General features: G+C 41.4%; 7 protein-coding genes and 1 riboswitch. Of the genes, 5 read left to right on the top strand and 2 right to left on the bottom strand.

Going from position 1 to position 13,062, the window contains the following annotated elements; translation table 11 throughout:
* Positions 1-96: 96 nt before the first annotated feature.
* Positions 97-2,403, top strand: a complete 2,307-nt coding sequence (locus FN961_RS08305) for a S9 family peptidase (RefSeq protein WP_143564092.1) — start codon at positions 97-99, stop codon at positions 2,401-2,403.
* A 355-nt stretch (positions 2,404-2,758) separates the two neighbouring features.
* On the opposite strand, the gene arcA is transcribed toward FN961_RS08305, so the two are convergent.
* Entirely contained in the window at positions 2,759-3,478 is a 720-nt protein-coding gene (gene arcA / locus FN961_RS08300; protein WP_143564091.1) for a two-component system response regulator ArcA, read from the bottom strand.
* A 569-nt stretch (positions 3,479-4,047) separates the two neighbouring features.
* Between arcA and FN961_RS08295 the strand changes: the two genes are divergently transcribed.
* From FN961_RS08295 to FN961_RS08280, 4 genes are all read left to right on the top strand, one after another.
* Positions 4,048-4,485: a DUF3293 domain-containing protein gene (locus FN961_RS08295; protein ID WP_143564090.1), complete on the top strand. Its 438-nt coding sequence runs from the start codon at positions 4,048-4,050 to the stop codon at positions 4,483-4,485.
* 103 nt (positions 4,486-4,588) lie between these two features.
* Positions 4,589-4,764: riboswitch (Lysine riboswitch) on the top strand.
* A 135-nt stretch (positions 4,765-4,899) separates the two neighbouring features.
* Positions 4,900-6,252: a lysine-sensitive aspartokinase 3 gene (gene lysC, locus FN961_RS08290; protein ID WP_143564089.1), complete on the top strand. Its 1,353-nt coding sequence runs from the start codon at positions 4,900-4,902 to the stop codon at positions 6,250-6,252.
* Between the two features lie 36 nt (positions 6,253-6,288).
* Positions 6,289-7,395 (top strand): succinylglutamate desuccinylase/aspartoacylase family protein, encoded by a 1,107-nt coding sequence (locus FN961_RS08285; protein WP_143564088.1) that lies wholly within the window; start codon positions 6,289-6,291, stop codon positions 7,393-7,395.
* A gap of 95 nt (positions 7,396-7,490) precedes the next feature.
* Positions 7,491-8,000, top strand: coding sequence for a hypothetical protein (locus FN961_RS08280; RefSeq protein WP_143564087.1), 510 nt, complete (start codon positions 7,491-7,493; stop codon positions 7,998-8,000).
* Positions 8,001-8,099: 99 nt separating this feature from the next.
* Here the strand turns inward: FN961_RS08280 and FN961_RS08275 are convergent, their stop codons facing one another.
* Entirely contained in the window at positions 8,100-12,035 is a 3,936-nt protein-coding gene (locus FN961_RS08275) for a rhombosortase-dependent M36 family metallopeptidase (RefSeq protein ID WP_143564086.1), read from the bottom strand.
* Positions 12,036-13,062 lie beyond the last annotated feature (1,027 nt).

Below are 13,062 nucleotides of genomic sequence, written 5' to 3'. Positions count from 1 at the left end.
TTCGCAGTGTATCCCCGTTGTCACACCTTTTCAGTAGGTTGTCGATGGCAGCAAAGTGGATTACAGAATAAAAACAATAAGCGTTAGGAAGTTATAATGACAACAAGATGGATCACTTCAGCCCTAATGGCGGTACCTATGTTACTTACACCCCCCGCATCAGCATCTCAATCAGTGAATACACAACTAAGCCAAGCCCAAGTGAATCAAGGCATTGTGGATAGCAATACACAGGCCGTATTATCGGCTGCGGGTAAGACGCCGCTGTCGATTGAACGCATGTACGCCTCACCCGCTCTGGCAGGGACTAGCCCGCGTGGATTGAAACTCTCTCCAGACGGCAAACGTGTCACCTATTTAGCGGGACGTAAAGACAATCAACATTTTTATGATCTGTGGCAGATGGATGTGGCATCGGGTAAGCAAGCAATCTTGCTTGATGCAGATAAGCTGACTATAGGTGAGCTTTCTGATGAAGAGAAAGCGAGACGTGAGCGCCAGCGTATATTTGGTGAAGGGATCATGGAGTATTTCTGGTCTGACGATAGCCAAGCACTGTTAATTCCAGCATCTGGCGTGCTGTATTACTATTCGCTAAGCGATAACAAGGTGACATTGCTGCCTACTGGAGAGGGGTTTGCTACCGATGCGCGCCTTTCACCTAAAGGTAAGTATGTCTCTTTTGTACGCGATCAAAACCTGTTTGTGCTGAGCTTGGATGGCATGAAGCTAACGGCTATGACCACAGATGGCGGCGGGGCGATTAAAAATGCCATGGCCGAGTTTGTCGCTCAAGAAGAGATGGGCCGCATGACTGGCTATTGGTGGTCTCCGGATGAAACCGCTATCGCTTATACCCGTATTGATGAGTCAGGTGTTGAGCTGGTGACGCGTAATGAGATCTACGCCGATGGCATTAAGCTGACCGAGCAGCGTTATCCTTACGCAGGCAAAAATAACGTCAAGGTCGCTTTGGGTATCGTGACACTTAGCGACAGTAAGGTGGCTTGGGTTGATCTGGGTAAAGAGCAAGATATCTATCTTCCTCGTGTGCAGTGGTTGCCAGACAGTAAGCGGTTATCTTACCAATGGCAGAGCCGCGACCAACAGACTCTCGACCTGAGAATGGTCGATATTGATAAAACAGACAGTGCTAAAAACCTAGTTGAAGAGCGAAGTGAAGCTTGGATTAACCTTAATGACGATCTGCACTTTTTAAAGCAACAAGATAGTTTCATTTGGGCGTCTGAGCGTGATGGCTTTAATCACCTGTATTTAATGGGCTTAGACGGTAAAACATCAAGCCAACTCACATCGGGAAGCTGGGTGGTTGATGGGGTTGAATTTGTCGATGAGAAGGCTGGGTGGATCTATTTTACGGGCCGTAAGGATACCGTCGTAGAGCAACACCTTTACCGAGTGCCATTGGCGGGCGGCGAAGTGCAAACAGTGAGTCAGCGCCGTGGTATGCACTCAGTTGTCTTTGCCGATAATCAGGCGGTGTATCTGGATTATTTCAGTAGTTTAGTTCAGCCACCACAAGTGAGTCTTCATGGAGACAAAGGGCAACATTTAGCTTGGGTTGAACAGAATGAAGTCGACAATAGTCACCCTCTAAATGCGTACCTGGGTCTGTGGCAGGTTCCTGAGTTTGGCCAGATTAAAGCTGAGGATGGACAAGCATTACAATATCGCCTGTTTAAACCAACCAATTTCAATGAAGAGAACAAGTATCCGGTTGTAGTTCGGGTATACGGTGGCCCCCATGCTCAACTAGTAGTGAACAGTTGGAGTGAGAGTGATTACTTTACCCAATACTTGCTACAGCAGGGCTTTATGGTGTTCCAGCTGGATAACCGTGGTTCGGCTCATCGAGGCACTCAGTTTGAACATGTGATCTATCAGCATCTTGGTGAAGCCGAAGTTAACGATCAAAAAGCCGGTGTTGATCACTTGAGAACGTTACCTTATGTGGACGGTGATAATATTGCGCTCTATGGTCACAGTTATGGCGGATACATGGCGCTAATGGGACTCTTTAAAGCACCTGATTATTTTAAGGCTGCCATTTCTGGGGCACCAGTGACTGATTGGGCGTTATATGACACTCACTATACCGAGCGTTATTTGAATCATCCTGAAAAGAATGCCAAAGGTTATGAAGCCAGCAGTGTGTTTCCCTATGTGAAGAACTATCAGTCGGGTTTGTTGATGTATCATGGGATGGCGGACGATAACGTACTATTTGAGAACAGCACTAAGGTCTACAAAGCACTTCAAGATGAAGGCAAGTTGTTCCAGATGATAGATTATCCGGGGTCTAAGCATTCGATGCGCGGTGAAAAAGTAAGAACTCACCTATACCGTTCGTTGGCTGATTTCCTCAACAGAGAGTTGAAGTGATCGGTTTACAGTTTACGTTTACCAACGGATTTTAGACGCAAAGTAAATATATATCCATCCATGGTAAATTTACATAAGTGTTCTGACCTCCAGGGTCTTAAGCGTTCCATACGCTTTAAAGACATTTCCCATATCCCTATGGGTCTGTGGAGGAAATGCCAATAAATGTCAGGAACATTTATGGTCAGACACAAAGTAAATTTATATCCATCCATGGTAAATTTACATAAGTGTTCTGACCTCCAGGGATGGAGGAAATGCCAATAAATGTCAGGAACATTTATGGTCAGACATAAAAAAGCCAGTCATTAGACTGGCTTTTTAAAGCAAAGATATAAGCGCTAGCTTTATCTTATTATGCTTCTTCTAAATTACCGCAGAAACGGTAACCTTCACCGTGAATAGTTGCGATAATTTCAGGCGTATCAGGCAAGCTTTCGAAGTGCTTACGGATACGACGAATTGTTACGTCTACTGTACGGTCATGTGGCTTAAGTTCACGGCCAGTCATCTTCATAAGAAGATCAGCACGGCTTAAAATCTTACCTGGGTTCTCAACAAAGTGCAGCATAGCGCGGAATTCACTACGTGGCAGCTTGTATGATTCACCTTGTGGGCTAACCAAAGAACGACTGTTGATCTCTAGGCTCCAACCATTGAAGCGATAGTACTCAACAGCACTTTTCTCTTCAGATTCATTACCAGTGCTATTAACGCGAGTTAATAAGTTACGAGCACGAATGGTTAGTTCACGTGGGTTGAATGGCTTAGTGATATAATCATCAGCGCCGATTTCAAGACCCAAAATTTTGTCAACTTCGTTATCTCGGCCCGTTAGGAAGATTAGACCGATATTGTTTATTTCACGAAGCTCACGTGCTAACAAAAGACCGTTTTTACCAGGAAGATTAATATCCATAACAACTAGGTTAATCTTATTTTCCTGCATGGCTTTATGCATTTCTGCGCCATCATTGGCTTCAGTTACCACATATCCTTCGGCCTCGAAAATACTTCTTAGCGTGTTTCGGGTAACGGCTTCATCTTCTACGATCAGAATGTGCGGATTTTGCATATTAATTTACCTAAGTTTGTTCAATTCAGTTCTAATCATGAACGCACAGAATACGTAACGCTCAGATTCGTCATCTTGATTTTACCGATCGAGTAAGTGCTTTTAAATCTGGACTGAAACAGCAACACACTTCCATGATGGTAAAGTATGCGTATCTCATTTAATAGAAACGCGAACTGTCTTCACTTCGATTAACAAGAGAGGAATTTAGTTCCCCAAAATATTAAACAAAATGAAGTAAAAATGTGAAATGCAGTCTAGCTCACATTTTGTACAAAAAATTGGCTAACTTTTTGGTCGGTGTTAGATAGCAATCTAACAAAAAAGTGTCCGTTTTTTAACTTTGTTCAAAGAACCAAGTGAAGCTATTGTACTCGTTTTAGGCATTTGTTAACAAATGAAATGTTAACAAATTTACTTACGGATATGATCTCGGTCACATAACTTTATCTAACGTATTGATTTTATTGTTAGTGGTAAAAAACACTTATGTGATGTGTATCACGCCTCTAGGAAGATTAATTTAGTTTGCTATAATATTTCGAATCTAATCGGTGGATATGATGCATATGAACCAGTCTAATAATCTTCTTTGGCAGTGTTATCAAGACGTGCAATTTCTATTTACTCAACCCCTATCTTCTGATCTTTCCTTCGCAATTATTACTGCACATAATCCAAAAGGAGAGATACTGACAACTTGCCAAAATCGCCTACTTGATAGAAAGCTGCAACATGAGATTGAACGATTAAGGCAACCCTACCGTGCCATGATGGCAACATCATTGGATTATAGTCACATGGAAAAGAGCTGGGCGGTGTCTATCGACAAAGATTCTGCTGTGTGTTTGGGATACACGTTCGAGCAAAATGCTATCTATTTTATTGAAGATGACACCTTACAATTGATCCCTTGTCTTCTTTCCACCTCGCAATATTTAGCACAAAATATTGGTCACTTTTCCACAAGAGTAAAACAAGTCAGCGAGCTTCCAGATTTTGTCTGACGATTAGTCATCTACTATATATTTTTTAATCGTTGGCATATTGACGTTAAATTTGATATTTTCTATTTCCTTATTTCTACTGTTTAAATAATAGGTAGAGGTGAGGTACAGAAGAGGAGCGTTAACTAGGTAGTAAGTCTGAAAAGTCCAAACTTTGATGATGGCTTATGAGGGAGGTTAACGCCGAGATATTGCAGTTTTTTGGAATGACTCAATATTGGTCGAATGGGCTGAATCCCATAGATTGTCACCTTTTATTGGTGGAGAGCTTCTGGTGGTGATGTCTGTTTCCCTTCTATAGGATGCGTAATCTTTGCACCAGGCTCTTCGAACGTAGTTAGTTCGGAGCGTGATCATGTTAATTGTTCAAACTTGTTTTTCTTCTCAGTGTCTGCTTTGTCGTGGAGGCACATCATGTCTTTAAATGTGGCTAAATTTGGTGGTACCTCGGTTGCTGATTACTCAGCGATGAGCCGCTGTGCCGACATTATTATCAATAATCCTAATACCCGAGTTGTGGTGGTCAGTGCATCTAGTGGCGTGACAAACCTATTAGTTGAATTGACTCAAGAGCAAACAACCAATGAGCGTAGAAGCCAGCTCATTAAAGACATTGCACATATTCAATACCTGATTTTAGATGAACTTGGTAATCCCCAAGAGGTTGCTGCTCGTCTGGATGCGGTGTTAAGCCGTATTTCAACTTTAAGTGAATCCTTAAGCGGTAATAGAACTAAAGCAACAATGGATGACTTGTTGGCCCAAGGCGAGCAATGTTCATCAGCGCTTTTTGCCGCAGTGCTTAGGGAAAAAGGTGAAGCGGCGAGTGCATTTGATGTAAGGCAAGTGATGCGCACAGATAGTCATTTTGGACGTGCTGAGCCACAAATTGAAACTGTTGCAGCGCTTACCGCTGAGCATTTAGCTCCATTGTTGATTTCACAACGAATCGTCACTCAAGGTTTCATTGGGGCTGATGAACTTGGTGCTACGACTACATTAGGTCGAGGCGGGAGTGATTATTCTGCAGCACTATTAGCTGAAGCCTTAAAAGCAACGTCGGTTGAGATTTGGACTGACGTGGCTGGTATCTACACCACGGATCCTCGTCTGGCCCCGAAGGCGTCTCCTATTCCTGAGATCAGTTTTAATGAAGCGGCTGAAATGGCCACTTTTGGCGCTAAAGTGTTGCACCCAGCAACTATTTTGCCTGCGGTAAGACAAAAAATTCAGGTGTTTGTGGGGTCCAGTTGGGAGCCTGATCGTGGTGGCACTTGGATACGTCATCAAGTTGAAGATGTGCCCGTTTACAGAGCGGTTGCAGTGCGTCGAGATCAGACCTTGCTCAACCTCCACAGTTTGCAGATGTTGCATGCACAAGGTTTCCTTGCCGAGACATTTGCCACACTTGCACGGCATAAGATCAGTGTTGATTTGATCACTACCTCAGAGGTTAACGTCTCACTGACCTTGGATAAAACCGGTTCTGATTCGGCGGGCAATGGTTTATTGAGCGAGCCGCTACTGCAAGAGTTGTCTCAGCATTGCAGAGTGAGAGTCGAGGATGATTTGGCTTTGGTCGCCATCATAGGCAATAGAATTGCCACTACGCCTGGTGTTTGTCGCCGTGTGTTTGAAGTGCTCGAACCCCATAATGTCAGAATGATATGCCAAGGGGCCAGTCCGCATAACTTGTGTGTACTGGTTGCTGAGTCGGAAGCGGCTCAAGTGGTGAAAGCGCTCCATAAAAACCTGTTTGAAGCATAAGAACTCACTACATCAGTGAAAAATTAAGGATAGATAATGCGTGTTTCCCAAGCGTCATTGAAAATTGGTGAACTGGCTACCGGCCAAGACCTCACTTTGCCTATTTTCAGTATTAAGGCTGAGAATGTCAGCGCGCCTAGTGTGTATATTCAGGCAAATGTTCATGGCGCTGAAGTTCAGGGAAACGCCGTTATCTATCAGCTTATGCAGCTGCTTGAGGGCTATACTTTATGTGGCGACATAACCTTAGTACCTTTGGCCAATCCACTGGGGATAAATCAAAAAAGCGGTGAATTTACGCTGGGCCGATTTGATCCCATTACTGGCGTTAACTGGAATCGCGAATATCTGGATCATAACATTGATATAGCAGCTTGGTATCAGGAACATTTGGCACTATCAGATGGGGAGCTTATCGCTGCTTTTAGATCAAGTTTACTTGAATTTTGTCAGCAACGTCTAAACAGCGAGTGGGGGATAACAACAGGTCACCAACAAGCGGTTATTCTGCAGTCAATGGCGCATCGGGCCGATATTGTGATAGATCTGCATACTGGACCTAAGTCTTGTAAACACCTTTACTGTCCTGAGTATGATGCCAATGCAGCAAGTTACTTTTCTATTCCTTATACCTTGTTGATCCCCAATGATTTTGGTGGAGCAATGGATGAATCGGTTTTCTATCCCTGGTGGCAACTCAGTGAGTATATAAAGTCCAAAGGCCGCGATATGCCTATTCCTGTTTCGGCGTTTACGCTTGAGTTGGGTTCGCAAGAAAATATACACCTTGAAGACGCCGAAGTTGATGCAAAGGGCATTTTGGCTTATCTGAGTGAAAGAGGGGTTATCGCGGAGAAGGTTAAACCCGAAAAGATGCCACGTTATGCTTGTTATCTTAAAGATTATAAGAAATACCATTCTCCCCTTGGTGGTATGGTGGAGTATTTGGCAGAAGTCGGCGAACCATTACCAGCAGGAAAACCTTTGGTGAATATCCTGCGACTGGATCTTTATGGCAGTGAAAAGGCCTTAACATCGCTAAAGCTACAACAAGACTGTGTTCCCATACTGCACTTTGCTTCAGCATCGGTTTATCAAGGAACAGAGCTTTATAAGGTGATGACGAATGTGTTCGAGATTTGATTGAGGTAGCTTAACGAGAAGACATTAACATCGTATAAATGTTACGATTATGTTCATTTTTACGTTGATTGTATCGACAGAACATAGGTTTTTTTATGAATAAAACGATATTAACTAGCTTACTATTATTAACGACAGCCTGCTCAAGCGATAAAGTTGACGACATTCAAAATCCAAATGCTATGCCTGTCGAAACCAGCACTTCTATGAGTGTTGTTCAAGAGCCTAAGAGCATAAGCAAGAGCAAGGATCTTGTAGTGGTCAAAGATAGTCCTAGTCTTAATAAAACTCACAGCTATAAATTAAATGGTCAGAAATTTACATCTAATACTGATTTATTAGTTAAAGGTAGCCCTGTTTCTAGCCCTGCAATGTCAGAAGTTGGTGTTTTAAAAGGGAGTTTTGTCATTATCACAAAGAAAATAGCTCAATTACCTTTAGGATATCAAGTCGATAAAATTGCTAAAGAGACCTATCGATTAACACCGCTAGACACTCAAGATGGTTTATATGCTCTTTATTCCGATTTACTCAAAAATGCTAATTTTACACGAGTTGAAATCGAGATAGACTTTAGTGGGCCTTCAGGTGCGTTAGAGTATTAAGTATTAAATTGATTTTATAAAATAAAAAGAGAAAAAACGGATAATAAAAAGAGTCATAACCTTGCGGTTATGACTCTTTTTTGTTTAACGTTTAAGCGACTACTTACGACGGCGAAGAAGCGCTAGCGGAAGCAGTAATAAAGTTAATAAGCCTGTAGAACCACCAGATGATCTATCCGGTGCTGGCGGAGTAACGACTGCAGGTATATCGGTTACAGTAACACTCACACTAGATACGACATCAGCAGTTCCATCGTTTACCGTTACGGTAAATTCAAGTGTTTCATCAGCTGAAACTAAAGGAGCTGAAAAACTGGCAGTTGCTGTATCAGCGCCAGTTAAAGTTGCTTCAGTTCCTGAAGTTTGCTTCCACATATAAGTTAATGTGTCAGCTTCGTTTGCATCGACAGCGGTAGCAGTTAACGTTACTGCTTCACCTTCTTTAACACTCTCAGCACTTGCGACAGTTGTTACACTTGGTAAACGGTTATCACATGCATATGTATCACCTGCGACAACATCTGAGAAAAGACTTGTTTGCGTATTTGTGAACGTAATGTCATCAATATACCAACCAGAAGGGAAACCGGATACTGGATCAGGTACCACTGCAGAGTCAGTAGCAACTCGGAAACGGAACTGGACTTGGTTACCATTTAAAGTCTCGCCAAAGCTAATTGTTTCTGCACCGTGCTTGAATCCTGAGAATGTTGCACGACCAGAGATAGCAGCTTCAGTATCATCAAGCCCTGTATCTGTATATCCGTCACCAGTAAACGTTGCTCCCATAGCGGTAACATCAACCCAGTCACCGTTATTGACGCTGACTTCAACAACTGCACCGTCATAGCCTGTCTCTAGGTTGTAAAGATGCCAGAAGCTGATTGTAAAATCACCATCAAAGCCAACTGAGGTAGGACGTGTTTCATAGGCAACATCAGATGTAAAGCTATTGCCCGTCGCAGAGATCAGGCCATCCGCAGCATCCCATTGATCTAAGCCAAAGGTACCTTTGGCCATATCACCACCAGCGAGAACGTTTTCAGTAAAATCATTCAATCTAGAAAGTGTATTTAAATCTTCATACTGAGTTGTTCCAACTAATTCACGTGTTTTAAAGTCCACGTTAACCGTTGTAGACAACATATACTCATCGGCTTCCATACCTTCAGCTAGCTCAGGTACAAACTTAAGCTTTAGCTCATCGCCAGTACCCGCATCATTGAGTGTAAACTCAACAGGAGAGCTTGTTGCTGAACCAAATAGCGCAATATCCTCAAATGTGACTTTACCATCATTAGCAAATGTTACATCGTGTCCTCTCTCTGCAACGATTGTTCCTGTGAGGCCTGTTAATGCCTGATTACCGCCATTTTGAATGGTAAAACTAACCGCTCCAGTTTCACCTTTATCTAGGATATTATCGTTAGAACAATAACCAACGGTAGTTCCTTCATAGTTAGTGTTTAACTCATGGTCAGCTACTGTATAGGTTGATAGGTCAGTTTTGTATGACTCAACAACTCCCGCATGATTTGTTGAGAAACGACTTGGTGATTTAGCGCCGAGACCCATACCACGACGAGCAAATGCACCTAGAATTACTTTATAATCAGCTTCATCATTTGCATAGGCTGCCGCTAGTAACGCATCTCGACCCTCAGTGAAAGTTGGTGCCATAGGCATCATCTTATAACCAGCAACTAAATAACCTTTCATCAGTTCTTTAGCTTCATCGAATGTATGTCGTTCATCATTAACTAAGCCGACAAATGCATCCCATAACATAACTGCGTAGACCGAACCTGAGCCATGTACTTGTGGATTGCTTTCAACATAAGCAAATGTAGACGGGTTAATATCCATGTTAGTTGAATATGGAAATTGACGAATCCCATTTACAAAACTACGTACGTAAGTTGTATCTCCATAGCCACCAGCGTAATTTTCGTTACCAGTCACTAAATTGTCTGTTGAATCGGAGCCAAATAATAGAGCATGGAAATCACCAAAACCTTCACCCATAGAACGGGCTTGATTACTGCTAAGTCCTGAGCCATTACCTACTAACCGGTTACTGATATAGTGTCCCCACTCATGAGCAACAATAGCGTTATCCCAAGAACTATCTTTAAATACTCTTGATAGATCATTTTTGAACATATTAACGGTAACTGTTTCAGCAGCATCTAATAGCGCATAAATTGCAGTACCTTCATTTTGAGAAATCATCATACTTGGGATAGTGATAGTTTCATCATCTCCTCCCATAGTAATCGTTGCATCACCATCTCTATTATTCGCAACAATAACAGCTATAGCTCCTGCATCTTGAGCATTCTTAACTTTTTGAGTAAAGGCGCAGGCCCCACGGTCAATAACAGCTATTTTTCCTGCTAAGGAAGCAGCATTTGTAGCTGCTTCACAGCCATCGTTAATTGGAGCTGTAGCATCAACAAAACGAACTAAATCTCCAGATATTTCGAATACATCTGGACCAAAACCTGCAAAGCCTAGGTCTGCCAGCATGCCGATAGAGGTATGAGATGTCGCCGTTACACCGAAATCAACACCATTTACAGCTTGAGTTGTTTCCCATAAATACATCTGCATACGTGGTGAGCCACCATCTGCAGGTGTACTCATATTGGCATTGTTAAAGCCTGAGTTATCTTGAACTTCTACATTAAGCGCATCACCTTCTTCGCCACCACGATCAAAGTTCAATGCTTGCGCATTACCAGATGACTCATCGAAACCATGATCATAATAATCATCATGTAAATAGTTATTCATTAGGAAAAGGTTAACAATTGCTGCTTTACGATTGTTTATTGAATACTCTGCTTCACTATCGTCATATTGGTAATCGAATGTATTACTGCTTGTTGTTTCAGCAAGATAATCACCATTAGTTAATCCTTGTGGTGCAATTGCATCAACATAGGCAGTTACGTTATTGCCTTTGGTTGAAGTTGCATCGTCAGCCAACCAAGGATCCATTGTACTTATCGGACCATGACTTAAAGTGACCATTTCAGCATCTAAGTAGGGAGCAGTTAAGTATGCGTCTACATCACTTCCTGCTGGAGCTGGCATAACATTGCCATGAGGACTATCCCAAGGCTTTCCATCTGCATCAGCATAGATACGGTAATTAAAATCAGCAGCATGGCTAGTCAAATCTTTCTTAAAAAGTATCTCACCAGTTTTAGCCGAAATCACATAACTAAAATATTCCGATTCAAGACTGTCTACTGCACCAGTTTCAATCTCAACATAATGAGCCGCAACTAGTTTATTCTTATGTTCGAAAAAAACTTTCTTAGCTCTAGGTTCACCAACCAACATTTTACTTGTAGCGGTATTAGTGACTGCAAACTTTTCATATTTTCCGTTTGAAGGTTTAATGCTCAACTTAACTGAGCTCTTATCTCCCCCCATTGCACTAAATGCAGTATTTATCGATTCTGAGGCATCGCCAAATGCACTTTCAAGATTTTTTATTGCTGAAGATACTGATTTTGCTGTTCTTTGAGAAGCTAAATAACCTGACGATGCAACAAGGTTAAAGTTGCGATCCATCATGATATTAAACTCACGATTGAACACTTCAACACCTGAAATTTCTTGCTTATATTTAGCTATAATTGGACCACGACCTAAATCATGAGTATTGACTAAAACGGGTTGAGCAATACCCTTCTTAGAAGATGACACTCCTGTTAATTGCCCCAAGTAAAAATCAGCGGCATACGAAACTTTATTTTCTAAAGAGATAGCACCTAAGCTAGGGCTGGACTGATTCTTACCCGCCCATTGAAAAGTTGTTTTACCTAATTGCGCATCATACTGATTACTCATGCCACTTAATGTTGGAGCATCAGTTATTTTTTTCTGTTGATGAGTAACTTGAGCATCATCAAATGATTTATAAGTCTGGGCTCCATTTAAATCATTACTAAATACACTTGGTGCAGCACTGGCTAGAGCTGCGCCAACAACTGAAGAAATTACTGTTTTATGGAAGTTCATGTTTAGTCCTTAATCCTTTAATTTATCATCATCACCCTTATTTAATTACTGGGTGTTAATAGTTTGTACCACAAAGCAATGCCCGTGTTAATGGTTGGCTTGTAAATGTTAACGCTAGGGTGGTGTTTTGATGGAAGAAGGTTTAGGCATGTTTAATTATAAGGTTTTTAATGCAATCCTTTAACTTTCTAATAATTATTATTAAATTCTTTGGCTTTTTTATCCAGAGGTTGAAAATGGTTGTTCGGTATATCTAGCCATCAATCTATGAGTTGGCACATAACCTTTACAAAGATATGTTATTATCTTTTGTACAGTAAGCTTGTGACAATGTTCCTCTGAAGCATTGGATCTTGGGCCCGCAGCTGGAAAAGAGCATGCAGCCTATAGATTATATAAAATAAAGAAATATGCATTAATGATCTTGATTAAAGCTTTAATTAGGGAAAAGGGACATTTTTTTGAATTGGCTATTTATTTTAACTATTTGTAAGAGAGAAAAGAAAATCTCCACTTCTCCTTTTAATTAATTTGGAGCCAGCTTCTTAGAGTTAGATTATTTTTTCACGTGTGTGTTTTTTCCGTCGTTACGGAGTTTCAATTTCTTATCGATGTTAAGTATATCTCAGGATGTGTGAGCAGTGGGGCTTTCATTGATAGTAATACTGATTTTCTTTTACCATTTAGATACAGATTTACCTAGATAGACTTCAGTCTAAGTTGGTGGTGTAGAGCAGCGGTTTTCTTATTTTTTCAGACTTCACCTATTGGAAAATATTTCGTTTAAAGATATAAGAGAGCTGCTTTTATGTGAATAATTCGACAGTACATCTTAATTTTTCAGTTTAAAACTTGTAAAATTTTAGGTTGAGGAAAATATAGGTAAAAAGAAGAGAGCCGTTAGGCTCTAATGCCGGTAAGTTAAGCTTACTGGCATTTTTTATTCCTGGCGTATCTCTGAGGTCTTCGTTTAACCGTCCTAGGAAATGACCTCGTTCGTCGAGGCTCTAAAATTAGGCTTTCTGCC

Source organism: Shewanella hanedai (genome assembly GCF_007197645.1).
Lineage (GTDB): Bacteria > Pseudomonadota > Gammaproteobacteria > Enterobacterales > Shewanellaceae > Shewanella > Shewanella hanedai.
The sequence above is the reverse complement of the archived record's forward strand: the minus strand, read 5'-3'. Positions and strand labels throughout refer to the sequence as shown.